This is a genomic window from Microbacterium paraoxydans, assembly GCF_019056515.1.
Lineage (GTDB): Bacteria > Actinomycetota > Actinomycetes > Actinomycetales > Microbacteriaceae > Microbacterium.
The window spans coordinates 2,244,943-2,270,822 of sequence record NZ_CP064873.1; the positions used below are offsets into that span (position 1 = coordinate 2,244,943).

The window sequence follows — 25,880 nt, forward strand, 5'->3', positions numbered from 1 at the left end:
GTCAGGACCCCGCGAGCCGGTAGCCGACGCCGCGCACGGTCTCGATGAACGCGCGGTCGCCGCTCTTCTTCCGGATGGCCGCCACATGCACTTCCAGCGAGTGGCCGAAGCCGCGCCAGTCGGTGTTCCAGACCTCGCGGATGAGGCGCTCCTTCGGCACCGCGACACCCGGATACCGCGCGAGCACGCCCACGATGTCGAACTCCTTGCGGGTGAGCGCCAGCGGCACCCCGCCGACCTGCACCTCCCGCGCGACGAGGTCGATCTGCACCGCGCCGCCATGCAGCAGCACGCGGGTGTCCGGCTCCGTCCGCAGCGGCCGCGATCGCCGGGTGACCGCCTCGATCCGCGCCAGGAGCTCGTGCACGTCGTAGGGCTTCACCACGAAGTCGTCGGCGCCGGCGCGCAGTCCCTTGATGCGCTCGGCGACCTGGTTGCGCGCGGTGACGATGACGATCGGCACGTCGGAGCGCCCGCGGATGCGGCGGCAGAGGTCGATGCCGTCGACATCCGGCAGCCCGAGATCGAGCAGCACGACCTCGGTGTCGGCATCGAGGTGTTCCAGCGCCGCGTTCCCATCGGCCGCGTGCACGGTGGCATAGCCTGAGCGCGCGAGGAAGGCCTGCAAGGCCCCCGCCACCCGCTCGTCGTCCTCGACGATCAGAATCCTCATCTCCCCGCGCCCCGCCTCACCCGCTCAGCCGGCCGGAGCCGCGCGTTGGGCGAACGCGCTCTCGTACAGGCACACGCTCGCCGCGGTGGCCAGGTTCAGCGACTCCGCACGCCCGAAGATCGGCAGCCGGAGCACCCGGTCGGCCCTGGTCAGAGCCTCGTCCTCGAGCCCGCGCGCCTCGTTGCCGAACAGCCACGCGGTCGGCTCGCCGAGGACGCCGTCGGCGCGTGCGGCGAGGAGGTCGTCCCCCTTCACGTCCGCCGCGAGGATCTGCATGCCCGCCTCGTGCGCACGCCGGACGACCTCGTCGAGCTCGCCGCCCACCGAGACCGGGAGGTGGAAGAGCGAGCCGGTCGTCGCGCGCACCACCTTGGGGTTGTACGGGTCGACGGTGCGGCCGGTCAGCACCACCGCGTCGGCGCCCGCCGCGTCGGCCGCGCGGATGATCGTGCCCAGGTTGCCGGGGTCGCGCACCTCCTCGCAGATCGCGATGAGGCGCGGCGTGCCGTCGAAGATCTCGCGGACCGAGGTCGGCGTCTGGCGGACCACCGCGACGAGTCCCTGGGGCGTCACCGTGTCGGCCATCGCGTTGAGCACGTCCTCGCTCACGTACTCGACCTCGACGTCGGCGTCCGCCGCCTTCGCGCGGATGTCCGCGTGCTTCTCCCAGCCGTGCGGGGTCGCGAAGAGCTCGACGATCGCATCCGGGCGGTACGTCAGCGCCTCGCGGACGGACTGCGGACCTTCCAGCAGGAAAAGACCGGTCTCGGTGCGGGCGCTGCGCTTGGTGAGCTTGGCGACGGCACGGACTCGGGGGGAACGGGGGTTCTCCAGCACGAACTCAGTCTACGGTCAGCCCGACACCGTCCGGATACGCGGAACGGGCGCCTTCCCGGAGGAAGACGCCCGTTCGGAAGCGAGATGCTTACGCCGCCGACTTGGGCGCGTTGACGTCGGAAGGCAGAGCCTTCTTCGCCGTCTCGACCAGCGTCGCGAACGTCGCGGCGTCGTTCACCGCGAGGTCGGCGAGCATGCGACGGTCGACCGTGACACCCGCGAGGCCCAGCCCCTGGATGAAGCGGTTGTACGTCATGCCGTTCTGGCGGGCCGCAGCGTTGATGCGCTGGATCCACAGACGACGGAAGTCGCCCTTGCGCTTGCGGCGGTCCCGGTACGAGTAGACCAGGGAGTGGATGACCTGCTCCTTGGCCTTCCGGTAGAGGCGCGAACGCTGACCGCGGTAGCCGGAGGCGCGCTCGAGGATGACCCGACGCTTCTTGTGGGCGTTGACCGCCCGCTTGACTCTTGCCATTTTCCTGTGTTCCTATCCTGCGATCGGGCGCGTCAGCGACCGAGAAGCTTCTTCGCGACCTTGAAGTCCGCCTTCGCGAGCACCTGGTCCTGGTTCAGACGACGGGTGCGACGGCTCGACTTGTGCTCGAGGTTGTGGCGCATCCCGGCCTGCTGCTTCTTCAGCTTGCCGCTGCCGGTGATCTTGAAGCGCTTCTTAGCACCCGAGTGGGTCTTCTGCTTCGGCATCTTCTCTTCCTTCGTATGGCGCCTTCTCAGGCGACGGTGTCAACCCGCGGTGCGGGAGTTCTGGGGGCGGACCTACTCCGCCTTGGCGTCCGCGGACGCGTCCGCGTCGTTCTTCGCGTCGCGCGCGGCCTGCTTGTTCGCGGCGCGCACGGCGTTCTGCTCCTGCTTCGCCTCGGACTTGCTCTTGTGCGGCGCGACGACCATCACCATGTTGCGGCCGTCGATGGTCGGGTTCGACTCGACCGTGCCGAACTCGGCGACGTCCTCGGCGAACTTGCGCAGCAGACGGACACCCTGCTCCGGGCGCGACTGCTCGCGACCGCGGAAGAGGATCATGGCCTTGACCTTGTCGCCGGCCTTGAGGAAGCCCTCGGCGCGCTTGAGCTTCGTCGTGTAGTCGTGCGCCTCGATCTTCAGACGGAAGCGGACTTCCTTGAGGATCGTGTTCGCCTGGTTGCGACGCGCTTCCTTTTCCTTCTGCGCGGCCTCGTACTTGAACTTGCCGTAGTCCATGATCTTGACGACGGGCGGCTTCGAGTTCGGGGCGACCTCGACGAGGTCGAGATCGGCTTCCTGGGCGAGACGCAGCGCTGCCTCGATGCGGACAACGCCGATCTGCTCACCCGCGGGGCCGACGAGGCGGACCTCGGGGACGCGGATGCGCTCATTGGTACGGGGATCGCTGATGCGGAGCTCCTTAGACGATGTGATTCGGCCACCGCGATGCTGTCTGCATCCCGGGCGAAATCGGAGTCGTCCCCCACCCGCCGGCTCTCAGACGCCGGCTCCGCACCCTGTCTACCGGTCCTCTCGTGACGAGCGGAGCCGGCGGAGTGCAAGACCCGGTAGCCTGGAACGGCAAGCGCGGGTGGGAAGTGAATCCTCTTTCGTTCCGGAGCACGACGCTCCGGAGCCCGCCAAAGTCTAACAGAAAGCAAGGCGAAGTGACGAACCAGGCATCGGACGAGGCGGCCCGCGAGCGCGAGGAGCGATGGGCTCGGCAGGAAGAGGCAGCCTCCTCGGCCGTCCGTGACATCGCCGACGTCCCGGCCGTCGAGGTGATCACCACCGCCGCCGTGCACCTCATGAGCGCGGCAGCCGTGAAGCTCGGCCTCGCGGACGACCCGGACGCCGCGGCCCAGCTCGACCTGGACGAGGCGCGCAAGCTCATCAATGCCCTCGCGGGGCTCATCACCGCCGGCGCCCCGGAGATCAGCGACATGCACGCCCGGTCGCTGCGGGACGGCCTCCGGTCGCTGCAGCTCGCCTTCCGCGAGGCCTCGACGATCCCCGACCCGATCGGCAAGGGGCCGGGCGAGAAGTGGACCGGCCCCGTCACCTGATCCGGCCGACGCTCCGCCTCAGATGCTGCGGCGGAGCTTGACCGTCAGCGAGTCGGCGAGGACGGCGATCCGGTCGTCCGCCGCCCAGCGCTGAGCGAGCCGCGCGAGCACGGCATCCAGGACCTCTCGCTCCAGGCCATCGACGAGCTCCAGGACCACGATGAGCTCCGGTCCGCGGAGGCGCGCGTCCGGGTCACCCGGCGCGACGGAGACGTCGATCACGGCGAGCTCGTGGGCGATGCTCTCCCGAAGGGCGGTAACGACCTCGGGAGAGAGGAAGCTCGGCTCCCAGGCGTGCCCCTGCGCCACGGCCCAGACGGCGGGGCGGCGGATCACGAACTCGGTGTCGGACGTGGGGTCCAGCACGATGAGATCGGTGTCCTCCGACGACGCGGCCAGGGCCGCGCGAACGGCCTCGACCGGGATGGGGCGGGCCGACGGGTCCCAGCGCTGCATCGTCTCGACCGACGAGAACACCGGCTGGACGCGGCGCCCGTCCGGCGCGGCCACGGTGACGATCGAGAGCTCCTGCGTCTTGTCCACCGCGAGACCGCTGGGCGCCACGCCCTCCTCGCCCTTCTCCGCGATCAGGGGCACGAGCACCCGGGCGGAGCGGAACGCGTCGACGACCTCGGCCTGACTCCCCTCGCCCGCACGGAAGCGGTGCAGCGCGGCGAGCAGAGCCGGGTCCGCCGAGCCGTCGTCGGCCGCGTGCGGATTCGACTCGAAGCTGCGCCCCTCCCAGGGGACGCCGGCGGAATCGGCCCGGTTGTGCGACTCCGGACCGCAGGCGTGCGGATCAGTCTCCGGCGACATCCAGGGCCTCCGCGAGCGTGAAGGCGCCCGCGTACAGAGCCTTCCCGACGATGGCGCCCTCGACGCCCAGGGGCACGAGGTCGCGCAGCGCGGCGATGTCGTCGAGGTTCGAGATGCCGCCGGACGCGACGACCGGCTTCGGCGTGCGCGAGGTCACCTCGCGCAGGAGTTCCAGGTTCGGGCCGCGCAGCGTGCCGTCCTTGGTCACGTCGGTGACGACGTAACGGCTGCAGCCGGCGTCCTCGAGGCGCTCGAGCACCTCCCAGAGGTCGCCGCCCTCCTTCGTCCAGCCGCGCGCCGCGAGGGTCGTGCCGCGGACGTCGAGGCCGACGGCGATCGCCTCACCGAAGCGGCTGATCACGTCGGCCGCCCACTCGGGGTTCTCCAGAGCGGCGGTGCCGAGGTTGATGCGGGCGGCGCCGCTCTCCAGAGCGGCCTCCAGGCTCGCGTCGTCCCGGATGCCGCCGGAGAGCTCGACGTTGACGTTCTTGAACTGCTTGATGACCTTGCGCAGGATCGGCGCGTTGCTGCCGCGTCCGAACGCCGCGTCGAGGTCGACGAGGTGGATCCAGGAGGCCCCCTGCGACACCCACTCCCCTGCCGCGTCGAGCGGGTCGCCGTAGCTCGTCTCGGTCCCGGCCTCCCCCTGCGTGAGACGGACCGCCTTGCCGCCGGCGACATCGACCGCGGGAAGGAGCGTGAGCGAGGGGGACTGCGCGAAGTCGTTCATGGGGTCCTTGGTTCGGGTGGGTCTGCGGCCCGAGCGGGCACGAGAGACGAGGGTAGTCCGCCGCGGGGCGCGGGACAAACCGCGTGACGCCGGGCGCCGACGCGGCTGGGGGTCAGAGGCTCTGCACCCAGTTCCGGAGCAGCTGGATGCCGGCGTCCCCGGACTTCTCCGGGTGGAACTGCGTCGCCGAGAGCGGGCCGTTCTCGACGGCCGCGAGGAAGGGGCCGCCGTAGGTCGCCCATGTGAGCACGGGCTGCGGGAACGGCGGGATCACGTCGAGCTCCCAGGACTGCGCGGCATAGGAGTGCACGAAGTAGAAGCGCTCCTGCTCGATGCCGCGGAACAGGACGGTGTCCTCCCCCGGCTCCACCGTGTTCCAGCCCATGTGCGGCAGGACCGGGGCGTCGAGCTCCGTCACAGCACCCGGCCACTCGCCGAGGCCCGCGGTGTCGTGCCCCCGCTCGACGCCGTGCTCGAACAGCACCTGCATGCCGACGCAGATGCCGAGTACCGGTCGGCCCCCCGCGAGACGACGGCCGATGATCTCGTCGCCGCCGTGGGCGTGCAGGGCGTCCCGCACAGCCTGGAAGGCGCCGACACCGGGCACGACGAACCCGTCGGCCTCCAGCGCCTCGGTGCGGTCGCGGGTCAGCACGGCATCGGCTCCCGCGGCGACGAGCGCCTTCACGGCGGAGTGGACGTTGCCGGACTCGTAGTCGAAGACGGCGACCCGCGGCTCGGCGCTCACAGCGCCCCCTTGGTCGACGGGATGCCGTCGACGAGAGGATCCAGGGCCTTCGCCTGGCGGAACGCCCGCGCGAACGCCTTGAACTCGGCCTCGGCGATGTGGTGCGGGTCGCGCCCGCTCAGCACCCGCACGTGCACCGTCAGCGCGGCGTTGAAGGTGATGGCCTCGAAGACGTGCCGCACGAGGGATCCCGTGAAGTGCCCGCCGATCAGGTGGTGCTCGAAGCCCGCGGGCTCCCCCTCGTGCACGAGGTACGGGCGGCCGGAGATGTCGACGACCGCCTGCGCGAGCGCCTCGTCCAGGGGGACGAGGGCGTCGCCGTACCGGGAGATGCCGGACTTGTCTCCGAGGGCGGCCAGGATCGCTTGGCCGAGCACGATCGAGACGTCCTCCACGGTGTGGTGCGCGTCGATGTGGGTGTCCCCGGAGGCCCGCACGGTGAGATCCGTCAGCGAGTGCTTGGCGAACGCCGTGAGCATGTGGTCGAAGAACGGCACCGAGGTGTCGATGCGGCTCGCACCGGTGCCGTCGAGGTTCAGCTCGACCTCGACGGTGGACTCCGACGTGCTGCGCACGCGGCTCGCGGTGCGTGCGGTGGGCGCGGGGATGGTCATGATGCCGATCCTATCGAGGCCAGGGCGTCCAGGAACGCCGTCGTCTCCGCCTCCGTGCCGGCGCTGACGCGCAGGTGGCCGGGGATGCCGACGTCGCGGACGAGCACGCCGCGGTCGTACAGCTGCTGCCACGTCGCCTGCGGATCCGCGACGCCGCCGAACAGCACGAAGTTGGACCACGAGAGGTGCGGGGTGTACCCGAGGGCTTCGAGCGTCGCCGTGATGCGGTCCCGCTGCTCCACGATCTCCTGCACCATGCCGAGCATGACGTCGGCGTTGCGGAGGGCGGCGACCGCGGCGGCCTGCGTCAGAGCGCTCAGGTGGTACGGCAGTCGCACGAGCCGGAGCGCGTCGATGAACGCCGGGTCGGCCGCGAGGTAGCCGACGCGGGCGCCGGCGAAGGCGAAGGCCTTGCTCATCGTTCGGGAGACGGCGAGGCGCGGCCGTCCTTCCAGGAGGGTGAGGGCCGACGCCGCATCCCGTGGCGCGAACTCCTGGTAGGCCTCGTCGACGATCACCACGCCGCGGGCCGCCTCGTAGACGGCCTCCACGACGTCGAGCCCCAGCGGGGTGCCGGTCGGGTTGTTCGGCGAGCAGAGGATCACGATGTCGGGGTCGGCCGCACGCACCTGCTGCGCCGCCTCCTCCGCCGTGACGGTGTAGTCGGGCTGACGGGTGCCCGCGATCCAGGACGCGCCCGTCCCCTTCGCGATGAGCGGGTACATGGAGTACGTGGGCGCGAATCCGAAGGCCGTGCGTCCCGGCCCGCCGAACGCCTGGAAGATGTGCTGCAGCACCTCGTTGGACCCGTTGCCCGCCCAGATCTGCTCCGGCGTGAGGCCGTGACCCAGGTAGTCGGCGAACGCCTCCCGCAGCGTCGTGAACTCGCGGTCCGGGTACCGGTTCACGTCTCGGATCGCCACGGCGATGTCATCGAGGATGTCGCTCGCGACCTCGTCGGGAACCGGATGCGTGTTCTCGTTGACGTTCAGCGCCACCGGCAGCGGGGCCTGAGGCGCTCCGTATGGGGTGAGTCCGCGCAGATCGTCGCGGAGCGGGAGATCGTTGAGGGAGAAGGTCACCCTTCCCATCTTAAGAGGAGCAGGGAGAGCCGAGGTCATCGTGACGATTCGGCCGGGAGGACTCGGCGTCAGTCGGTGTACCGCGCCGGCAGTGCGAGCTCCTGGCCGACCTGGAGCTCCCCGCCGCGCAGCAGGTTCATGCGGGTGATCTCACCGATGACATCCCGCGGGTCGGCTTCGGGAGCGATGCTGCTCGCGATCGACCAGAGGGTGTCGCCGGGCATGACCGTGACGGTCTCGACGGAGACGGCCGGCGCATCCGCGCCGGAGGCGGTCGCGCTGCCCCCGCTGAGGGCGGCGAAGGCGATGCCCGCCGCGAGCGGGACCGACGCGAGCGCGAGCAGAGTGCGACGGCCGCGTGCCGTGATCCGCAGCCGGGTGGCCGGACGGGCCGATGCCGGGAGGGCGGTCGCGGTGCTGAGGCTGATGCTGCTCATGTCTGCTCCTTACTGTCCCGGCGCCGGAGCCCGGGGAGGTTGGCGTAGCTTTCGCATCCGCGCCTCGGCCGGGAGCCGTGGATGCGAAGCTACGTTCCGAAGATATCTTCGAGTTCGAACATCTGTCAAGCTGTCTTCGAAACCACGCTCCGCGAATCAGCCGACACGCTCGAACAGATCTTCCAGATCGGCGCTTTTCTCGGATACGGTTTCGATAAGGACACCCCACCACGGGCCACCGACATTCGAAGCGGCACGTCGGATCACGCAGTGAAGGAGCACCATGAGCGACACCTCAGCCCTCGAGTCCGAGGCGCCGCGCACCCGCCGTCGCAAGAGCCTCAGCCCGAAGCAGATGGCGATCCTCGAGGTCATCCAGGCCTCGATCGCGCAGAACGGCTATCCGCCGAGCATGCGCGAGATCGGCGACGCCGTCGGGCTCAAGTCGCTGTCCAGCGTCACCCACCAGCTCGGTCAGCTCGAGCTCAGCGGCTACCTGCGTCGCGACCCGGGCAAGACGCGTGCCATGGAGGTCCTCATCGACCTGCCCGGCACGGGCGCGGAGAACCCGGCGGACGTGGCGACCCCCGTGGGCGATGCCGCCCTGGTCCCGCTGGTGGGGCGTATCGCCGCGGGCGTGCCGATCACGGCGGATCAGCAGGTCGAGGAGATCTTCCCGCTCCCCCGGCAGCTCGTCGGCAAGGGCGACCTGTTCATGCTCAAGGTCTCCGGGGAGTCGATGATCGACGCCGCCATCTGCGACGGCGACTGGGTTGTCGTGCGCTCGCAGAACACGGCGGAGAACGGCGAGATCGTGGCTGCCATGCTCGACGGCGAGGCCACCGTCAAGGTGCTCCGTCGTCGCGACGGCCACACGTGGCTGCTTCCCCGCAACTCTGCCTTCGAGCCGATCCTGGGCGACGAGGCGGTCGTGCTCGGCAAGGTCGTCGCGGTCATGCGCGCCGTCTGAGTCACCGCATCGTCGGTGAGACGAGAACGAAGGCCCTCCCGGGCGCACCGGGAGGGCCTTCGTGTGTCCGGGGACGACCGCGTCAGGCGGTGACCACCACGTCTTCGCGCACGCGCCGCGTGGCCTCGACGATGTTCCGCAGCGACGCCGTGGTCTCGGCGTATCCGCGGGTCTTCAGACCGCAGTCCGGGTTCACCCAGAGCTGACGGAGGGGGATCTCCTCCACCGCACGCCGCAGCAGGGACTCGACCTCCTCCACGGTGGGCACGCGCGGCGAGTGGATGTCGTACACGCCGGGGCCGATGCCGTGGTCGAAGCCCACCTCGGCGATGTCCGCGACGACCTCCATGCGGCTCCGGGCCGCCTCGATGGACGTGACGTCCGCGTCGAGCGCACGGATCGCGTCGATCACGACGCCGAACTCCGAGTAACAGAGGTGGGTGTGCACCTGGGTCGCCGCCGCAGCGCCGCCCGTGGCCAGACGGAACGAGGCGACGGACCAGTCGAGGTACGCCGGCTGGTCGGCCTGCTTCAGCGGGAGCAGCTCCCGGAGCGCCGGCTCGTCGACCTGGATCACCTGGATGCCCGCGGCCTCCAGGTCGGCGATCTCATCGCGGAGCGCGAGCGCCACCTGGTTCGCCGTCTCCCCCAGCGGCTGGTCGTCGCGGACGAAGGACCACGCGAGGATCGTGACGGGGCCCGTGAGCATCCCCTTCATGTGCTTCGCCGTGAGCGACTGCGCGTACGCCGACCAGCCGACCGTGATGGGCGCGGGACGCGAGACGTCTCCCCAGAGGATCGATGGGCGCGTGGCTCGCGAGCCGTACGACTGCACCCATCCGTGCTGCGTGACCGCGAAGCCGTCGAGGTTCTCCGCGAAGTACTGCACCATGTCGTTGCGCTCCGGCTCACCGTGCACGAGGACGTCGAGACCGAGGTCCTCCTGCAGGGAGACGACCGCGGCGACCTCACGGCGCAGGAACTCCTCGTAGTCGTCCTCGGGGATCTCGCCGCGGAGGAACTGGGCGCGGGCGCGGCGGATGTCGCCGGTCTGCGGGAAGGAGCCGATCGTCGTCAGGGGCAGCGCCGGCAGGCCGAGGGCGTTCTGCGCCTCCTCCCGCTCCTGGTACGGGGCACGGGCGAAGTCGGCGTCGCTCAGCGCACGGGAACGCACCGCACCGTCGCGCACACCGGGAGCGGTCAGGCGGTCCTGCAGCGCAGCAGTCGCGGCGTCCAGCTCGGCCCCGATCGCCGTGCGCCCTTCGGACAGGCCGCGGGCGAGGGTCACGATCTGCTGCACCTTCTGATCCGCGAAGGCGAGCCAGGACACCAGGCGCGCGTCCAGCGCCGTCTCGTCCTCCACGTCGTGCGGCACGTGCAGCAGCGAGGTCGAGGTCGATGCCGCTACCGGGGCCCCGAGCGCGCGGAGCGCCTCCAGAGAGTCGAACGCCGCGGAGAGGTCGCCGCGCCAGATGTTGTGACCGTCGATCACACCGCCGACGAGGGTCTTGCCCTCGAGGCCCGGCACCGCGTCGGGCACGGTGCCGCGCACGAGATCCACGGCGATGGCCTCGACGGGGGCGGCGGCCACGGTCGCGAACGTCGCGCCGAGGCTCGCGTACGGGGCCGCGACGAGGATCGAGGGACGCTCTTCGGCGTTCCCGAGCACCGCGAGCGCGCGCTCCGCGGCGGAGGCGAGCTGTGCGGTCGTGGCCGGCAGGGACTCGCTCACGAGGGCTGGCTCGTCGAGCTGCACCCACTCGGCGCCCGCGGCGCGCAGACGGGCGAGCAGATCGACGTAGACCGGCAGGACGTCCTCCAGCCGCGAGAGCGGCTCGAAGCCCTCCGGCGCGTCGTCCGACGCCTTCGCGAGCGCCAGCAGCGTGACCGGTCCGACGACCACGGGACGCGTGACGAAGCCGGCGGCGACGGCCTCGGCGACCTCGCGCACCAGGCGGTCGCTGGCGAGGGTGAACACCGTCTCCGGACCGATCTCCGGCACGAGGTAGTGGTAGTTCGAGTCGAACCACTTCGTCATCTCCAGCGGCGCCCGCTCGCCCTCACCGCGGGCAACGGTGAACAGGGCGGAGAGGCCGATCGACCCGTCGGCCTCGCGGAGGTCGTCGAAGCGGGCAGGGATCGCGCCGACCGTGACGGCGGCGTCGAGGACCTGGTCGTAGAAGGAGAAGGAGTCCGGGATGGACGAGTCCGTGCGGCCGAGGCCGAGCCCCGCCAGGCGCTCGCGGGTCGCCGCGCGCAGGTCCGCGGCCGTCCGCTCCAGCTCCTGCTCGTCGATGCGGCCGGCCCAGAACGCCTCGACGGCCTTCTTGAGCTCGCGGCGACGGCCGATGCGGGGGTAGCCGAGGATGGTGCCCTCGGGGAATGCGGTCATGGTGTTTCCTTTCGGCGGGGACTAGTGCCGGAGCGCCGGGACGATGCCGGCTTCGGCGAGGACGGTCAAGACGGTCTCGTGCTGGTTGAAGGCGTACAGATGCACGCCGGGGGCCCCGCCGGCGACGACGTCGGCGGCGAGGCGCGCGGCCCAGGAGATCCCGATCTCCCGGCGCCCTTCGGCGGTCGGCTCGACATCGAGGGCGATCGCGAGCTCGCTGGGCAGGTCCTCCCCGGTCAGCTCCAGCACCCGGGCGAGCCGGGCCGGCGACGTGATCGGCATGATGCCGGGGAGGATCGGGATGGTGACGCCTCCGGCGCGGGCGCGCTCCACGAAGGCGAGGTAGTCATCGGGGTGGAAGAAGAGCTGCGTGATGGCGAAGGTCGCGCCCGCGGCCTGCTTGGCGAGCAGCGCCTCGACATCCTGCGTGCGGTGCGTGGCCCGGGGGTGCCCCTTCGGGAACGCGGCGACCGCGATGTCGACCTTCTGCCGCGGGGCCACGAGCGCGGCTCCGGGGAGACCGGGGACCGGAGACTCCTGGTACGGCGCGCGCTCGGCCTGGACGCGATCGATGAGCTGCACGAGCTGGGCGGCGCTCTCCAGGTCCCCCAGGAAGGGCTCGCGCTGCCCCGCGGGCGGGTCTCCGCGCAGGGCGAGGAAGCGGAGGATCCCGGCGTCGAGGAACTCCCGGATGAGCGCGGTGGCTCCGGCGTAGGTGTTGCCGACGCAGGTGAGATGAGCGAGGGGTTCGACGTCGGTGTGCTCCCGGATGAAGCGCAGCACATCGAGCGAGCGGCCGCCGGTCGAGCCGCCGGCGCCGTAGGTCACCGACAGGAACTCCGGGCCGGCCGCGGCGAGACGACGGACGGTCTCGTGCAGGGCCTCCTGGCTCGACTCCGAGCGCGGCGGGTAGAGCTCGAAGGAGAACGGCACGCGGGAGGCGCGGGAGGCGTCGAACGTGGAAGACATCTTCTCTCCAGGGGACAGGGGCCGGGGTCCGCGCACGACGAAGAGCACGTCGTTCGCGGGCGGGTGCCGGGCTCGGCTGTCGCTCCACGCCCGGGATGAACCGGGCGTTTCCAGAAACCTAGAACACGCCCTCGGCCCGCCGCACGAGTGTGACGTCGTGTGTCACCGCCCGTAGGCTCGAGGCATGTCCTCACCGTTCGGCTCCTGGTCCTCCCCCTTCACCGCGAAAGCCGTCGCAGGAGCGGCGCCGCGCATCGACGGGGCCCGCTTCGTGGGTGACGAGGTGTGGTGGGCCGAGTCCGTGCCCGCCGAGGGCGGACGCGTCACGGTGCGCAGCTCGACGGGCGCGGCGATCCTCCCGGCACCCTGGAACGCCCGCTCCCGTGTGCACGAGTACGGGGGCGGCGCCTGGACCGTCGACGGCGACACCCTGTACTTCGTCTCCGGAGCCGACCAGCGCGTGCACCGGATGGATCCGGGTGCCGAGCCGAGCCCCCTCACCGCCGCCGGCCCCGCGTACGGCGGGCTGCGCGTGCAGAGCGGCCGACTGCTGGCCGTGCGGGAAGACCTCTCGACCGACCCGCACCGCCGCGCGATCGTGGAGATCCCCGTGGACGGTTCGGCCGCCGAGGACGCCTCCGCGATCCGGGTGATCGTCGAGGGTCCCGGCTTCTTCGCCCATCCCGCGCTCTCGCCCGACGGCAGCCGCGTCGCCTGGGTCGAATGGCAGGCGGACGGCATGCCCTGGGAGAGAGCCGCGCTCGCGATCGGATCCGCGGCCGGCGGGACGATCACCCGGGTCCCCACCTCCGCCGCCCTGCAGCCGGAATGGATCGGCGACGACGCGCTCGTGTTCGCCGACGACGGCTCGGGACGCTGGCAGCTCCATCACCTCACGCTCGACGGCCTCCAGGCCGGTGCCTCCCGCCCGCTCACCTCATCCGACGCGGACACCGGCTACGGCCTGTGGGTGCTCGGCAACCGCTGGTTCCAGCCGCTGGCGGACGGCCGCCTCGTGGCCGTCCGCACCGACGGCCGCGACGAGGTGCAGCTCGTGTCCCCGGACGGCGAGACGCGCGCCATCGCGGTCCCGGGCGACGGGCATCTCAGTGTGGACGACGTCTCCGGCTCCCGCGTGCTGCTCAGCGGAGACGGCTCGCGCGTGACCTCCGGCATCTGGTGCGTCGACGTCGACAGCGGGGCCGTCGAGACCGTCACCGGCGGCGCTCCGGTCGACGAGGACTGGATGCCGGCGGCCCAGCAGCTCGTCGTGGAGGGGGCGCACGGCCCCGTGCACGCCTTCGCTTATCCGCCCGCCGCGCCCGGAGAGCCCCGCGGCGCCGACGGCGAGCTCCCGCCCTACATCGTGCTCGTGCACGGCGGGCCCACCGCCCATGTCACGGGAGCGGCCTCCGCCTCGATCGCCTTCTTCACGAGCCGGGGAATCGGGGTCCTCGACGTGAACTACGGCGGGTCCACCGGTTACGGTCGGGCGTACCGCGACCGCCTGCAGGGACAGTGGGGCGTCGTGGACGTGGACGACGTGATCGCGGCCGCCCGCGGGCTCACCGACGCCGGGCTCGCCGATCCCGCGCGCATCGCCATCCGCGGCGGCTCGGCGGGCGGCTGGACGGTGCTCTCGGCGCTCGTGCGGGGTGGCACGTTCGCCGCGGGCATCAGCCGCTACGGCGTCGCGGATCTGCGGATGCTCGCCGCCGAGACCCACGACTTCGAGGCGTCGTACCTCGACGGCCTCGTCGGTCCGCTCCCCGCCGCCGAGGACGTGTACATCGAGCGCTCGCCTCTGACCCACGCCGACCGCATCGACGTGCCGGTGCTGCTGCTGCAGGGCGGGGAGGACCGCGTCGTGCCGCCGTCCCAGTCGGAGGCCATCCGCGACGCGCTGGCGGCGAACGGCATCGACCACGAGTACGTGCTGTACCCGGGCGAGGGTCACGGGTTCCGCAGCGCCGAGACCATCGTCGACGCGCTGGAACGCGAACTCGCGTTCCTCGGCCGGGTGTTCGGCTTCACGCCGAGCCTCTGAGCGCGTGCGGCTACTCGCCCACCTGGTTGCGCAGCCGCATCGCCCGCTCGGCCTCACGGGTGTCCTGGCGTTCGCGGAGGGTCTGACGCTTGTCGTACTCGCGCTTGCCCTTCGCGAGAGCGATCTCGACCTTGGCGCGACCGTCGGAGAAGTACAGCTTGAGCGGGATGAGCGTGTATCCGCCCGCGGAGACGGCGTGGGCGAGCTTCGCAATCTCCTCCCGGTGCAGGAGGAGCTTGCGGATGCGCTTGGCCGAGTGGTTCGTCCAGTGCCCCTGCGAGTACTCCGGGATGTGCACCGCATCGAGGAAGACCTCGTTGCCCTTCACGAACGCGTACCCGTCGCTGAGGTTCGCGCGCCCCTGACGGAGCGACTTGACCTCGGTGCCGGTGAGCACCATCCCCGCCTCGTACGACTTCTCGATGTTGTAGTCGTGACGCGCGCGACGATTGGTCGCGATGACCTTCTCCCCGCGTTCCCTGGGCATGATGATCTCCTGTGCTGTGGTGCCGTGGACGGCTCGGCAGCGGATCGGCCGAGCAGCCTTTCAGGGTATCAGGTGCGCAGCCACCGTCGGATCGCGAAGCCCGCCGACAGGGCCGCGAGGACCACGCCGATCCCGACGAGGACCGGGACGACGAGGGCAGCATCCTGCATGGTCACCCAGGTGGTGATGAAGGGCACGCGGCCGCGCAGGTAGCCGTTCACGCCGAAGTGCATGCCCGCGACGACGGCGGCACTGGCGAGGGCGGAACCCAGCAGCGCGGCGAACACGCCCTCCAGCACGAACGGGGTCTGGATGAAACGGTTCGACGCGCCCACGAGGCGCATGATGCCGATCTCCTTGCGCCGCGCGTAGGCCGACAACCGGATCGTCGTGCCGATCAGCAGCGTCGCGGCGATGAGCATGAGCACGGCGATGCCGACGGCGATGTAGGTGGCCACCGTCAGCGCGGAGAACAGCGGTTCGAGGTATTGGAGCTGGTCCTGGACCTGCTCCACTCCGGCCTGGTCGCTGAACGCCTCGGCGAGCACCTGCGACTGGCCCGGGTCCTTCATGGTCACGAAGAAGACCTCGAACGCCTGGTCGGGCGAGAGCACGCTGGCCTGCTCCTCCCCCACCTGCTCGACGAGCTTGGCGTACGTCTCCTCCTTCGTGTCGAAGGTCATGGAGCTGATGAGCGGCGACAGCGCGTCGCCCTCGAGCTGGGCGCGCACGGCGGCCACCTGCTCCTCGCTCGCCGCGCCGTCCACGCAGGTGTCCGACTCCGACACCGCGGAGCACATGTAGACGGCCACCTGGGCGCGCTCGGACCAGTACCCGCGCATGACGCCGATCTGGGACTGCATGAGGATCGCGGCACCGACGAACGTCAGCGACACGAACGTGACGAGCACGACGGAGATCACCATCGAGATGTTGCGCCGCAGGCCGACGAGGGCCTCGGTCAGGATCAGGCCGATTCTCATGAGGTCGGGCCCACTTCCTCGTCGTCCTGGTCCGACAGGCCGAGGCGGTCCGCCACGCCGAGCTCGGCGACGTCCACCTCCGGGATCACGATCGGACGCGTCCCCGGCGCCCCGGGGGCGGGGCGCGCGGCGGCGGACGGCGGCGCGGCCGGGGGATGCACCACGTCCGGCGGTTCGACCACGCCCGGCTCCCGCGCGGGCTCCGGCGGCTCGACCACCTGCGGGGCCGGGTCGGCGGCGGGCTTGGTGACCGCGGGAGATGCGGCCGCGGCCCGGCGCTGGGCGTCCAGCTCCTCGGCCAGTGCGGCGCGCACCACGGAGAGGTCGGCGGTCTGGCGCTGCACCTCCTGCACGGCGGTGAGGGCGGCGGCGGCCGCGGCACCGCGGACCTCCTCCGGCACCAGGCGCGGGATGTTCGAGGTGTCGCCGTATCCGCCGTGCACCTCGTCGCGGACCATCTCGCCGTCGCGGAGCTCGATCACGCGGCGGCGCATCTGGTCGACGAAGCCGGCCTCGTGCGTGGCCATGAGCACCGTCGTGCCGCCCGCGTTGATCCGGGCGAGCAGCTGCATGATGTCGACGGAGGTCGCGGGGTCGAGGTTTCCGGTGGGCTCGTCGGCCAGCAGCACCTGCGGACGGTTGACGAGCGCCCTGGCGATCGCGACGCGCTGCTGCTCCCCGCCGGAGAGCTCGTGCGGCATGCGCTTCTCCTTGCCGTCGAGCCCGACGAGCGCGAGCGCCTCGGGAACGGCCTGCTGGATGAAGCCGCGGGACGAGCCGGTGACCTGCAGCGTGAAGGCGACGTTCTGATAGACCGTCTTGGACGGCAGCAGCCGGAAGTCCTGGAACACCGAGCCGATGTGCCGACGGAAGTACGGCACCTTCCGGTTCGCGAGCGCCCGCAGGTCGCGGCCGAGGACGGCCACCCGACCGCTCGTCGGCACGTCCTCGCGGAGGATGAGGCGCAGACAGGAGGACTTGCCGGACCCGGAGGCACCGACGAGGAAGACGAACTCCCCGCGCTGCACCTCGAAGTCGACACCGGACAGGGCGGGCTTCGACGTCCCGCGGTAGCGTTTCGTGACGTTCTCGAACCGAATCATGGCGAATCGAGCCTAAGCGCGCCACCGCCTCCGGCTCGGCACGACACCCCGCCGCGCAGCACGCCGACCCGCGATTCCTCCGCACCCCGGGCCCCACCGGCGTCGTCGCCCGCTGCTATACATGGAGTGTCGATTCGCGTGCCCCACGCGAGCGCACACACGGAGGGGATCCCCATGACGACACCTGCTGGTTGGTACGACGACGGGTCCGGGCGCCTGCGCTGGTGGGACGGCCAGCAGTGGACCGAGCACTTCGCCCCGGAGACGACGGCGACAGGCGACACCACCGCGACGGCGACAGGCGACACCACAGCGACAGCGACCGAAGACGCGGGCGCGGAGGGCACCCCGACGGAGAGCCCCGCCGCGGCGACCGACGACCGCGCTCCCCTCGGAGAGGAGCCGACGGCGTCGGCGGAGACCGTCGCTCCCGAGCCCGTCGCCGCTGAGCGCGAGATCGCTCCGGACGAGCCCGCGACCGAGTTCATCGTCGCGCCTGAGCCGGCACAGGACTGGACCGCACCGACCAGCGGCGCGCACGACCTCCCCGGCGCGGCGCCGATCGCCCCGCCGGCCGGTGCCGGTCAGAACGCGTACCAGGGCCAGGGCGGCTACCCGGCACCGGGCGCGTACCCAGGCGCGCAGGGCGCCGGCGGATACCCGGGCCAGGCACCGGGCGCTCAGGGAACGTATCCCGGTCAGGGTGCGTATCCCGGCCAGGGCGCGTACCCCGGTCAGGGCGCGTACCCCGGTCAGGGCGCGTACCCCGGTCAGGCGCCGGCTCCCGCGGCGCCGAAGAAGGTCTCGGTGCTCGGACTCGTCGGCCTCGGGCTCGCCGCGCTCGGCCTCCTCCTTGCGTTCATCCCCGTGACGCTGCCGTTCGCCTGGTTCCTCCTGGCGGCCGGGTTCATCGTCTCGCTCATCTCCCTGTTCCTGAAGGGCACCAAGTGGCCGGGGATCACCGGGCTCGGGGTGTCGGTGCTCGGTGGCATCGTCGCGATCGTCGTGAGCATCTTCTTCGTGCTAGCCGTCGCGAACACCGTGCGTCCGGTCACGCTTCCCGACTACGACGAGGGCACGACTCAGAGCCCGGCGCCGGAGACCGACGACACCGGCGACGCGGGTACGGGTGAGGTCGCCGAGGGCACGCTGGGAGAGCCGGTCACCGTGCCGCAGCTCGAGGGCACGGCCGAGGTCACCATCCGTTCCGCCACGTTCGGCCCGACCAACGGCACGGATTTCGAGCCCGCGAACGGCGGCTACTTGGTGATCGATGTCGCCTGGGAGACGCTCGACGGGACGACCTACGTCAACCCGCTCTACTTCTCCGTCGAGACCGCAGACGGCACCGAGGGCGACTACGACATCTTCGGCGAGGCGACGCTGGAGTCCAGCGAGCAGGACGCCGGGTCCACGGCGGAGGGCACCGTCTCGTTCGACGTCGCCGAAAGCTCGTCCTACGTGGTCGTCATCACGGACGAGATGCTGCAGGAGGTCGCGCGCGTGACCGTCGAGGCGTCGGCTCGCTGACCCGTCCGCACCGCACGACGAAGGCCCCGGGAGCTCCCGGGGCCTTCGTCGTAGGGGTCAGTCCTCGTCTTTGCGCTTGCGCCAGCGGATGCCCGCCGAGATGAAGTCGTCGAGGTCGCCATCGAACACGGCGGCGGGGTTGCCGGACTCCTGGCCCGTACGGAGGTCTTTCACGAGCTGCTGTCCGTAGAGGAAGTAGGAGCGCATCTGATCGCCCCAGCTCGCGGTGATGTTGCCCGCGAGTTCCTTCTTCTTGGCGGCCTCCTGCTCCTTCTGCAGCAGGAGGAGGCGGTTCTGCAGCACGCGCATGGCCGCGGCGCGGTTCTGGATCTGCGACTTCTCGTTCTGCATCGACACGACGATGCCGGTCGGGAGGTGGGTGATGCGCACGGCGGAGTCGGTCGTGTTGACGGACTGGCCGCCGGGGCCGGAAGAGCGGAAGACGTCGACCCGGATGTCGCTCTCGGGGATGTCGACCTCGGTCGCCTCCTCCATGAGCGGGATGACCTCGACGGCGGCGAACGACGTCTGGCGCTTGTCCGCGGAGCCGAACGGGCTGATGCGGGCGAGGCGGTGCGTGCCGGCCTCGACCGAGATCGTGCCGAAGGCGTAGGGCGCGTCGATCTCGAAGGTCGCCGACTTGATGCCCGCGCCCTCCGCGTACGAGGTGTCCATGACCTTCACGGGGTACTTGTGACGCTCCGCCCAGCGCAGGTACATGCGCATGAGCATCTCGGCGAAGTCGGTGGCGTCGTCGCCGCCGGCGCCGGAGCGGATGGTGACGATGGCGCTGCGCTCGTCGTACTCGCCGTCGAGCAGCGTCTGCACCTCGAGCTGGTTGATGAGGTCGGTGAGCGTCTGCAGCTCCTTGCGGGCCTCGATCGCCGACTCCTCGTCACCCATCTCGTTCGCCAGATCGACGAGCACCTCGAGGTCGTCGAGGCGCTGGGCGATGCCGGTGATGCGGGCGAGCTCCGACTGACGGTGGCTCAGCGCGCTGGTGACCTTCTGGGCGTTTTCGGTGTCGTCCCAGAGGTCGGGCGCGCCGGCCTCCTCGCTGAGACGCGCGATGTCCTCGCGGAGACGGTTGACATCGACGACCTCGCTGATGTCGCCGAAGGTGTGCCTGAGCGCCTGGATTTCGGCGGAGAGATCTAGTTCGAGCATGACACCTCAGCCTAACGTGCCGCCCGCGCGCGCGGGGACGGTGGTGTCCGGTCGTCCGCGCCGACCGGAGTAGCGTGAAGGGCGTGAGCAGTGCATCCACGGTCCTCCGTCAGTTCGGGCCGATGGTGTACCTGCCGACCGTCCTCTTCTCCCTCGGCGAGGGTGCGGTCATCCCGCTCATCCCGGTCATCGCCGCGTCCATGGGGGCCGACGTCGCCTTCGCCGCCCTCGTCGCCTCGGCGCTCGTGGTCGGTCAGCTGTGCGGCAATCTCCCGGCCGGCTGGGCCGTGGGGCGCATCGGCGAGCGCTTCACGATGGTGATCGCGGGCGTCATCGCCATCCTCGCCGCCGTCGGCATGGTGTTCGCGCCGTCGCTCGGGGTCCTCGCGGCGTCCGTGTTCCTCCTGGGCCTGTGCGCCGCGGCGTTCGGGCTCGCCCGGCACGCGTTCATGACCACGCGGGTGCCGCTGGCGTCCCGCGCCCGCTCGCTCTCCCTGCTCGGCGGCAGCTTCCGTCTGGGCATCTTCATCGGCCCGTTCGTCTCCGCGGGTCTCCTGCAGCTCTTCGGCACCGAGGCCGCGGCGATCTGGTTCTTCCTCGCCTGCCTCGTGGTCATGGTCGTGCTCGTGCTCTTCGGACCGGATCCGGAGAAGACGGTCGCACCGCTGCGGACGACGATCCGGTTCGCGGAGGACAGCGGAGAGGCCGTGACCGGGTCGATCCCCACCGTCGAGCGGGCCGGGATCTTCCAGACCATGTGGCGGCAGCGCGGAGTGCTCGGTCGGCTCGGACTCGCCGCGGCCTCGCTGTCCGCGGTGCGATCGGCACGGCAGGTCGTCCTGCCGCTGTGGGGGCTCTCGCTGGGTCTCGACGCGTCGACCATCGCCCTCGTCGTCGGCGTGTCCGGAGCCATCGACTTCGCCCTGTTCTACGCCAGCGGCCAGGTGATGGACCGCTTCGGCCGGCTCTGGGCGGCGATGCCCGCGATGGTACTGATGGGCGCCGGGTTCCTCGCCCTGTCGGTCACGCACGACCTCGACTCCGCCGTGCTCTGGTTCGGCATGTTCGCCGCGGTCCTCGGCGTCGGCAACGGACTGTCGAGCGGCATCCTCCTCACTCTCGGCGCGGACGTCGCCCCGAAGCACGACCCGGCCGCGTTCCTCGGGTCGTGGCGCACCCTCACCGATGCCGGCGGCGCGGTCGCCCCGCTCCTCGTCTCGGGCATCACCGCGGTCGCGTCCCTGTCGTTCGCGGCGGGGGCCATGGGCCTGATCGGACTCGTCGGCGCCGCCGGGTTCCTCCGCTGGATCCCCCGGTTCGTGCCCCGCACGCCGCCGCGCACGCCGGACCCGGCCGACGACTGAGTACCCGGTCGCTCAGCGCAGTGCCGTCCGGCTCGTGGCCGTCGCCTGGAGGGGCACCCCGTCCGGCACGAACGGCGAGAGCAGCGGCGGGTGCCAGGTCGCCGCGACGGTGACGCGCGCGCTCACGCCATCCGGGGTGGACGCGTCGACGACGGTCGCCTCGAACCCCGCTCCGCGGACGAGCGGCACCGCCTGCTCGGCCACCCCCGCGTCGGTGAGCGTCGCGCGCGGCACCTCCCTCTCCACCTGCAGCGTGAAGCCGTCCGCTCCGGCGAGCGCCGCCGCATCCGCGAGCCCGTCCAGCCGCTTCTGGGCGATGTAGAGGTCGGTGGCGCAGATGCACACGAACAGCACCGCGAGCGCGAGCATGAGGTAGCCGAGCACGAGCAGCAGCACGCTCCCGTCGTCGTCGCCCTCACCGTGCTGCTTCAGGGCCGGTACGCGTCCCCTCATCCCCCGCCCCATCGCCGCGACACCTTCTGCACCGACACCGCTTCGACGGGGACGGCGGTCGCCTGGTCGAGTCCGAGCACGCCCGGCACGAGCGGCAGCGGTACGCGCGTCGAGACCGTGACGACCACCGTCGCTCCCGCCGCCGGACAGGCCGCGGTCCGGGGACGGCACGACACGGAGACGTCGACCGCTCCGCTATCGATGCCGTACTCCGCGACGATCCCGTCCAGTACCTCCTCCCCGCGGTCGGCCGCCGCCGCGACGTCGGGTGCCGAGGCGATGGCTCGTGCGGCCTGGCGCGCCGCAGCCTCGACGCCCAGCGACTGCTCCTGCACCGAGCCCACGGCGATCACGAGGTACAGCAGCGGCACGAGCATGATCACCCCGACGGCGATGAACTCCAGCGAGCTCGACCCCGCGTCATCGCGCATCGAACGACTCCGCCGGTGCGTGAGCCTCCACCTGCAAGGCCGCAGGGACACCGACGAGCCCGAACACCGGGAGCGTCGTCCGGATCCGGACTTCGACGGTCTCCTGTCCGCCTCGCCGTGCCGAGGCCACCGTGATGTCGTCGGCATAGGAGGGGCCGACCGCGCGACGGATGACCTCGCGCGCCCGCTCCTCCCCCTCCGCGGCCGTCGTGTCGGCGAGAGCCGCGTAGTACGCTCCCTCCACGGCGGCGTCATGGACGACGTTGCGCACGTAGATCGCGAACGCCAGTTGCAGCACCGCGAGGGTGAGCGCGGTGAGCAGGGTGCCGACGAGGAGGAACTCCACCGGGTTCGATCCGCGGTCGTCGGTCACCCCCGCAGGCGCACGCATGTCAGAGCCCCGACACCCGCTGGATGGCCTGCTCGAAGAGGGAGGTGAGCGCCGGCCCCGCGACCGCCCAGATGAGCACGACGAGTCCCGCGGTCATCAGGGTCACGAGCACCCATCCCGGGACGTCTCCCCGTTCGTCGTCGTGGAGGGCACGGAGCATCGAGCGCGCACGAGAGATCATGCCGCCAGTGTGCATCGGAGACCCGCCGCGGCGCGGACGTTATCCACAGGGGCGGCCTTCATGGTCGTCTACCGGAAGCCGCGGGAGCGCAATAGGCTCCTGCCCCATGGAACCCAACCCCCTGCTGCCGTCCATTCCGGTGCTGATCGCGATCGTCGTCGGCGTGGTGATCCTCGTCGCCGTCGTCATCATCGTCGTCGCTGCGCGAAGGACGAAGCGGCGGGGTTCTGTACTCCCGTCGCACGATTCGCACAACCCCGGGTCCGGACACCACGACGAGGGATAGCCTGTCACGCATGCGCCCCGGACCTGACGATGAGATGCGGGCGCGGGTCGAGATCGACGGGCTCACCTATCCTCTGCCTCGCGGCACCGATGTCGTCGCCCTCCGAGAACGGATCGAAGCCGCCGCACGTACCGAGCCGACATTCGTCTCGTTCGCCACGTCGGACGGCCTCGCGAGTGTCCTCGTCCACCCGACGTCGCGAGTGTTCCTCTTCCGGGTCAAGGTAGCCGGCGAGGGAAGCCTCGCCGAAGACCTCGGGGGACTACCGGACTGGGACGTCTGAGCGCCGCGGGAAGCCGGGGCAGCGTCAGGAGGTGAACTCGTCGATGAGGAGCTCGCCGCGCGCGTTCAAGCGCTCCATCATGTGACTGACCCGGGCCGGGTCGATCGCCGGGACCGGGTCGGCGTCGAACTCGAGAACCAGCGGGATGGCCGGGTGCATCCACGCGGAGAGCCGACCGGGGCTCTTCTTGCCCGACGGCCACGTCATCATGAAGCTCTCCTGGCGCCGCAGCTTCGTGGAGATAACGATCTTCAGATGCGCCAGCAGGGTGTCCTCGACATCGATCGGCGGACGAGAGCTGTTGTACTCGAGACTTCCCATAGACAAAACGTAAGCCCTCGCGACCTCACCCGCCGACCACTCACCCGATGCCGAGGCGCAGGATGAACAGGCCCGGGTAGATCGCGAACACGACGGACAGCGGCAGGATCAGGAAGACCAGCGGCAGCAGCATGAAGATCTCCTTCCGTCCGGCCTGCTCGATGAGCGTGCGCTTGGCCTCCTCCCGCGTATCGTCGGCCTGAGCGCGCAGGACGGCGGCGAGCGGCGCTCCGTGCTCGAGCGCCGCGACGATCTGGTCCACGGCCCGCGTCAGCCCGGAAAGCTCCAACCGAGCCGCCATGGCCGTCAGCGCGTCCGCCAGCGGCGACCCCGTCCCGACTTCCAGTACCACGCGGCGCAGCTCGCCCGTGAGCTCCCCCGACCCCACACCGGCCACGCGCTTCACGGCATCGAGGAACCCCTCGCCCGCCGAGAGACAGAGCGCCAGGAACTCCAGCGTCGTCGGCAGCTCCTCGGTCAAGCGCACCTTCCGCGCGCGCACCCGCGTCGACAGTCGCAGGTCGTACGCCACACCGGCCGCCGCTCCCGCGAGGAGCGGGATCGACCCGACCGGAGGCGACCACCGACCGATCACGACGAGAACGATGACGGCGAGCGCTCCGGCAGCGATTCCGCCCACGATCACCGCGAGCTGACGACCGCGGAAGGCGACGGGATCGAGTGCGGAGCCCGCTTGCGCGAGCCGCCGTCGGAGAGCATCCGTCCCGCCGAGCAGACGGTCGAGCGCCCGCGCCCCGCGCGCGCCGAGGCGGAACCCTCCGGCGGGCAGGGTGCCGGGCCGGGCGAAGGCATCGCGCGGCAACACCTCGTCGTCGACGACGTCCCGCACGTACGGCGCGATCCGCGACGCGAGCGACGCCGCCCGCCACCGCGGGAGGCCCGCCAGAAGCGAGAGGACACCCCCGGCGAATCCCCCGCCGAGCAGCACGGCCACGGCGAGCGCGGAGAGCCCGCTCACCCGAACCACCGACGCGGCTCGGGCAGCCGACCGATCCGGATCATGAGGCGGAACGCGACGACGGACACGACCGCGCCCACGACGATCACGGCGATCCCTTCCGGCGTGCCATAGGCCTTGGCCCCCTCCGGCCGCAGGATCAGGAGGGTGAGGATGACCCACGGCGCCACGGCTCCGAGGACGGCCGCCCCGCGGATCCACGACTGCCGCGCCTCGACCTCGCCGCGGAGCGCCGCATCGGCACGGACCGACGAGGAGAGCGCCCGCAGCACGCCGATGAGCTCGGTCCCGCCGACCTGCCGTGCCATCCGCAGGGTCTCGATGATCCGGTCCCCGAGAGGGTCAGCGAGGACGGCCTTCAGCCGGTCGAGACTGGCGTCGAACCGTCCGCTGCTCCGCAGGTCTCGGGCGAACCCATCGAACGCGGGGCGGAGCGGCGGTGGAGCCGATTCCGCGAGGGTGGCCACCGCATCGGGGAGCGACAGACCGACCCGGATCGCGGCGATCAGCAGGTCGCAGACGTCGGGCCAGAGCTGGCGCCGCAGACGCCGCAGCCGCAGACGGCGGCCACGCAGGTAGGCGATCGGCGCCGTGCCTCCGGCCAGCCCGGCCAGAATCGCGAGCGCGGCGATCCCCGTGACGAGCCAGGCGAGGGAGGCGGCGCCGAGCGCGGCACCGGCGATGCCGATCAGGAGAGAGCGGGTCTGCACCGCCGGGAACCCCGCCTCGCCCGCGAGACGAGCCAGGCGACCGCGATGCGGAGAGGACGCGGAGCGTTCCCCTGCCGGCCACAGCCACGGTGACAGGATCAGGAGCACGCCGGCCGCGAGCGTCGCGCCGAGGAGGAACGTCATGCGAGAACCTCCGAGCCGGCCGGGGCCGATCGGCCGCGGGGGCGCCCGGCTCCGAAAATCGGCCTGCTGAGCACCCGCCCCTCGATCACCTCACCCGTCGGGGCGACGATCTCCTCGACGTATCGGCGCCCCGCCGCATCGCGCGTGCAGTGGACGACGAGGTCGACGGACGACGCGATCGCCGGGGCGACGAAGCCGCGGTCGATGTTCCGGCCGGCGAGGAGGGGCAGCAAGCACAGCTTGTCGAGCGCCTCCGCGGCGGAGTTGGCGTGGACCGTGCAGGCCCCGGGCACTCCGGTGTTGAGCGCCAGCACGAGGTCGAGTGCTTCCGCATCGCGCACCTCCCCCACCACGAGCCGGTCCGGTCGCATTCGCAAGGCCTCCTTCACCAATCGCCGCAGCGTGATCTCGCCGGTCCCCTCGAGGCTCGGCTGACGCCCCTGCAGCGCGACGACATCGGGGCCGTCCACCGCGAGCTCGAACGTCTCCTCCACCGTGATGATGCGCTGGTCCGCCGCGCAGGCGGCGAGCAGCGCTCCGAGCATCGTCGTCTTGCCCGCATGGGTCGCTCCCGACACGATCACGGACGCGCCCGTCCGCATCGCCTCACCGAGGGCCCGCGCGGCCTCGGGAGTCAGCGCGCCCTGTGCCGTGAGCGCCTCCAGCGAGCGGTGCCCGGGAAGGAACTTGCGGATGTTGACGGACAA

General features: G+C 71.2%; 32 protein-coding genes. 7 read left to right on the forward strand and 25 right to left on the reverse strand.

Translation table 11 applies throughout. The annotated features are described in order from the left end of the window. Position 1 precedes the first annotated feature (1 nt). The 5 genes from IZR02_RS10800 to infC form a co-directional block, all read right to left on the reverse strand. Positions 2-673 (reverse strand): response regulator transcription factor, encoded by a 672-nt coding sequence (locus IZR02_RS10800; RefSeq protein ID WP_025105277.1) that lies wholly within the window; start codon positions 671-673, stop codon positions 2-4. 24 nt (positions 674-697) lie between these two features. Next, on the reverse strand, positions 698-1,510 hold the full coding sequence (locus tag IZR02_RS10805; RefSeq protein ID WP_025105278.1) for a TrmH family RNA methyltransferase: 813 nt from the start codon (positions 1,508-1,510) through the stop codon (positions 698-700). 88 nt (positions 1,511-1,598) lie between these two features. Further along, entirely contained in the window at positions 1,599-1,985 is a 387-nt protein-coding gene (gene rplT, locus IZR02_RS10810; RefSeq protein WP_025105279.1) for a 50S ribosomal protein L20, read from the reverse strand. A 32-nt stretch (positions 1,986-2,017) separates the two neighbouring features. Beyond that, positions 2,018-2,212 (reverse strand): 50S ribosomal protein L35, encoded by a 195-nt coding sequence (gene rpmI, locus IZR02_RS10815; RefSeq protein WP_025105280.1) that lies wholly within the window; start codon positions 2,210-2,212, stop codon positions 2,018-2,020. Between the two features lie 72 nt (positions 2,213-2,284). Continuing rightward, positions 2,285-2,899: a translation initiation factor IF-3 gene (infC, locus tag IZR02_RS10820; RefSeq protein WP_102209100.1), complete on the reverse strand. Its 615-nt coding sequence runs from the start codon at positions 2,897-2,899 to the stop codon at positions 2,285-2,287. A gap of 257 nt (positions 2,900-3,156) precedes the next feature. Here infC and IZR02_RS10825 point away from each other — a divergent pair, with 257 nt between their 5' ends. After that, positions 3,157-3,555, forward strand: a complete 399-nt coding sequence (locus IZR02_RS10825; protein WP_025105282.1) for a DUF1844 domain-containing protein — start codon at positions 3,157-3,159, stop codon at positions 3,553-3,555. Between the two features lie 18 nt (positions 3,556-3,573). On the opposite strand, the gene IZR02_RS10830 is transcribed toward IZR02_RS10825, so the two are convergent. The 6 genes from IZR02_RS10830 to IZR02_RS10855 form a co-directional block, all read right to left on the reverse strand. After that, positions 3,574-4,371: an SseB family protein gene (locus tag IZR02_RS10830; protein WP_025105283.1), complete on the reverse strand. Its 798-nt coding sequence runs from the start codon at positions 4,369-4,371 to the stop codon at positions 3,574-3,576. Next, positions 4,355-5,101: a bifunctional 1-(5-phosphoribosyl)-5-((5-phosphoribosylamino)methylideneamino)imidazole-4-carboxamide isomerase/phosphoribosylanthranilate isomerase PriA gene (priA, locus tag IZR02_RS10835; protein WP_025105284.1), complete on the reverse strand. Its 747-nt coding sequence runs from the start codon at positions 5,099-5,101 to the stop codon at positions 4,355-4,357. Before priA ends, IZR02_RS10830 begins: the two co-directional genes overlap by 17 nt. 112 nt (positions 5,102-5,213) lie before the next feature. Further along, a complete protein-coding gene (gene hisH / locus IZR02_RS10840) occupies positions 5,214-5,849 on the reverse strand; it encodes an imidazole glycerol phosphate synthase subunit HisH (protein ID WP_025105285.1) in 636 nt (211 codons plus the stop codon). Further along, complete coding sequence (hisB, locus tag IZR02_RS10845; protein ID WP_025105286.1) at positions 5,846-6,463, reverse strand: imidazoleglycerol-phosphate dehydratase HisB; 618 nt, start codon at positions 6,461-6,463, stop codon at positions 5,846-5,848. The genes hisH and hisB overlap by 4 nt, the downstream gene beginning before the upstream one ends. Then, entirely contained in the window at positions 6,460-7,554 is a 1,095-nt protein-coding gene (locus IZR02_RS10850) for a histidinol-phosphate transaminase (protein WP_029989964.1), read from the reverse strand. The genes hisB and IZR02_RS10850 overlap by 4 nt, the downstream gene beginning before the upstream one ends. Before the next feature lie 59 nt (positions 7,555-7,613). Continuing rightward, the gene (locus IZR02_RS10855) at positions 7,614-7,982 is read right to left on the reverse strand and encodes a LysM peptidoglycan-binding domain-containing protein (RefSeq protein ID WP_025105288.1); all 369 of its coding nucleotides are present in this window, start codon (positions 7,980-7,982) and stop codon (positions 7,614-7,616) included. Between the two features lie 283 nt (positions 7,983-8,265). Here IZR02_RS10855 and lexA point away from each other — a divergent pair, with 283 nt between their 5' ends. Beyond that, on the forward strand, positions 8,266-8,952 hold the full coding sequence (lexA, locus tag IZR02_RS10860; RefSeq protein WP_025105289.1) for a transcriptional repressor LexA: 687 nt from the start codon (positions 8,266-8,268) through the stop codon (positions 8,950-8,952). 82 nt (positions 8,953-9,034) lie between these two features. On the opposite strand, the gene metE is transcribed toward lexA, so the two are convergent. Then, positions 9,035-11,344 (reverse strand): 5-methyltetrahydropteroyltriglutamate--homocysteine S-methyltransferase, encoded by a 2,310-nt coding sequence (metE, locus tag IZR02_RS10865; RefSeq protein WP_025105290.1) that lies wholly within the window; start codon positions 11,342-11,344, stop codon positions 9,035-9,037. Positions 11,345-11,365: 21 nt separating this feature from the next. After that, positions 11,366-12,313, reverse strand: coding sequence for a methylenetetrahydrofolate reductase (locus IZR02_RS10870; RefSeq protein WP_025105291.1), 948 nt, complete (start codon positions 12,311-12,313; stop codon positions 11,366-11,368). A 184-nt stretch (positions 12,314-12,497) separates the two neighbouring features. On the opposite strand from IZR02_RS10870, the gene IZR02_RS10875 reads away from it, so the two are divergent. Further along, entirely contained in the window at positions 12,498-14,360 is a 1,863-nt protein-coding gene (locus IZR02_RS10875) for a S9 family peptidase (protein ID WP_025105292.1), read from the forward strand. A 10-nt stretch (positions 14,361-14,370) separates the two neighbouring features. On the opposite strand, the gene smpB is transcribed toward IZR02_RS10875, so the two are convergent. The 3 genes from smpB to ftsE form a co-directional block, all read right to left on the reverse strand. Further along, the gene (gene smpB, locus IZR02_RS10880) at positions 14,371-14,847 is read right to left on the reverse strand and encodes an SsrA-binding protein SmpB (RefSeq protein ID WP_025105293.1); all 477 of its coding nucleotides are present in this window, start codon (positions 14,845-14,847) and stop codon (positions 14,371-14,373) included. Between the two features lie 68 nt (positions 14,848-14,915). After that, positions 14,916-15,830 (reverse strand): permease-like cell division protein FtsX, encoded by a 915-nt coding sequence (gene ftsX, locus IZR02_RS10885; RefSeq protein ID WP_025105294.1) that lies wholly within the window; start codon positions 15,828-15,830, stop codon positions 14,916-14,918. After that, on the reverse strand, positions 15,827-16,933 hold the full coding sequence (gene ftsE / locus IZR02_RS10890; RefSeq protein WP_025105295.1) for a cell division ATP-binding protein FtsE: 1,107 nt from the start codon (positions 16,931-16,933) through the stop codon (positions 15,827-15,829). Before ftsE ends, ftsX begins: the two co-directional genes overlap by 4 nt. Before the next feature lie 174 nt (positions 16,934-17,107). Here ftsE and IZR02_RS17910 point away from each other — a divergent pair, with 174 nt between their 5' ends. Continuing rightward, the gene (locus tag IZR02_RS17910; protein ID WP_051582284.1) at positions 17,108-18,463 is read left to right on the forward strand and encodes a DUF2510 domain-containing protein; all 1,356 of its coding nucleotides are present in this window, start codon (positions 17,108-17,110) and stop codon (positions 18,461-18,463) included. A 57-nt stretch (positions 18,464-18,520) separates the two neighbouring features. Here the strand turns inward: IZR02_RS17910 and prfB are convergent, their stop codons facing one another. After that, the gene (gene prfB, locus IZR02_RS10900) at positions 18,521-19,630 is read right to left on the reverse strand and encodes a peptide chain release factor 2 (RefSeq protein WP_025105296.1); all 1,110 of its coding nucleotides are present in this window, start codon (positions 19,628-19,630) and stop codon (positions 18,521-18,523) included. Between the two features lie 122 nt (positions 19,631-19,752). Here prfB and IZR02_RS10905 point away from each other — a divergent pair, with 122 nt between their 5' ends. Further along, positions 19,753-20,994, forward strand: coding sequence for an MFS transporter (locus IZR02_RS10905; protein WP_051582285.1), 1,242 nt, complete (start codon positions 19,753-19,755; stop codon positions 20,992-20,994). A 12-nt stretch (positions 20,995-21,006) separates the two neighbouring features. Here IZR02_RS10905 and IZR02_RS10910 read toward each other — a convergent pair whose 3' ends face one another. From IZR02_RS10910 to IZR02_RS10925, 4 genes are read right to left on the reverse strand one after another with little or no spacing between them, the layout of a single operon-like run. Further along, on the reverse strand, positions 21,007-21,447 hold the full coding sequence (locus IZR02_RS10910) for a pilus assembly protein TadG-related protein (protein WP_025105298.1): 441 nt from the start codon (positions 21,445-21,447) through the stop codon (positions 21,007-21,009). Continuing rightward, positions 21,444-21,878, reverse strand: coding sequence for a TadE family protein (locus tag IZR02_RS10915; RefSeq protein ID WP_025105299.1), 435 nt, complete (start codon positions 21,876-21,878; stop codon positions 21,444-21,446). The genes IZR02_RS10910 and IZR02_RS10915 overlap by 4 nt, the downstream gene beginning before the upstream one ends. Next, positions 21,868-22,269 (reverse strand): TadE/TadG family type IV pilus assembly protein, encoded by a 402-nt coding sequence (locus IZR02_RS10920; protein ID WP_025105300.1) that lies wholly within the window; start codon positions 22,267-22,269, stop codon positions 21,868-21,870. Before IZR02_RS10920 ends, IZR02_RS10915 begins: the two co-directional genes overlap by 11 nt. A gap of 1 nt (position 22,270) precedes the next feature. Continuing rightward, positions 22,271-22,450 (reverse strand): hypothetical protein, encoded by a 180-nt coding sequence (locus IZR02_RS10925; protein WP_025105301.1) that lies wholly within the window; start codon positions 22,448-22,450, stop codon positions 22,271-22,273. A 106-nt stretch (positions 22,451-22,556) separates the two neighbouring features. On the opposite strand from IZR02_RS10925, the gene IZR02_RS10930 reads away from it, so the two are divergent. Both IZR02_RS10930 and IZR02_RS10935 read left to right on the forward strand, forming a co-directional pair. Continuing rightward, positions 22,557-22,736, forward strand: coding sequence for a hypothetical protein (locus IZR02_RS10930; protein WP_025105302.1), 180 nt, complete (start codon positions 22,557-22,559; stop codon positions 22,734-22,736). A 10-nt stretch (positions 22,737-22,746) separates the two neighbouring features. Further along, positions 22,747-23,019, forward strand: a complete 273-nt coding sequence (locus IZR02_RS10935; protein WP_126893634.1) for a hypothetical protein — start codon at positions 22,747-22,749, stop codon at positions 23,017-23,019. Between the two features lie 24 nt (positions 23,020-23,043). On the opposite strand, the gene IZR02_RS10940 is transcribed toward IZR02_RS10935, so the two are convergent. Genes IZR02_RS10940 through IZR02_RS10955 form a run of 4 tightly spaced genes read right to left on the reverse strand, consistent with a single transcriptional unit; the run spans position 23,044 to position 25,880 of the window. Next, entirely contained in the window at positions 23,044-23,340 is a 297-nt protein-coding gene (locus IZR02_RS10940; RefSeq protein ID WP_025105304.1) for a DUF7882 family protein, read from the reverse strand. A gap of 40 nt (positions 23,341-23,380) precedes the next feature. Beyond that, positions 23,381-24,319 carry a type II secretion system F family protein gene (locus IZR02_RS10945; RefSeq protein ID WP_025105305.1) on the reverse strand — a complete coding sequence of 313 codons (939 nt, stop codon included), beginning with the start codon at positions 24,317-24,319 and terminating at the stop codon, positions 23,381-23,383. Continuing rightward, complete coding sequence (locus IZR02_RS10950; protein ID WP_025105306.1) at positions 24,316-25,173, reverse strand: type II secretion system F family protein; 858 nt, start codon at positions 25,171-25,173, stop codon at positions 24,316-24,318. The genes IZR02_RS10945 and IZR02_RS10950 overlap by 4 nt, the downstream gene beginning before the upstream one ends. Further along, positions 25,170-25,880 carry an ATPase, T2SS/T4P/T4SS family gene (locus IZR02_RS10955; protein ID WP_217316417.1) on the reverse strand — a complete coding sequence of 237 codons (711 nt, stop codon included), beginning with the start codon at positions 25,878-25,880 and terminating at the stop codon, positions 25,170-25,172. The genes IZR02_RS10950 and IZR02_RS10955 overlap by 4 nt, the downstream gene beginning before the upstream one ends.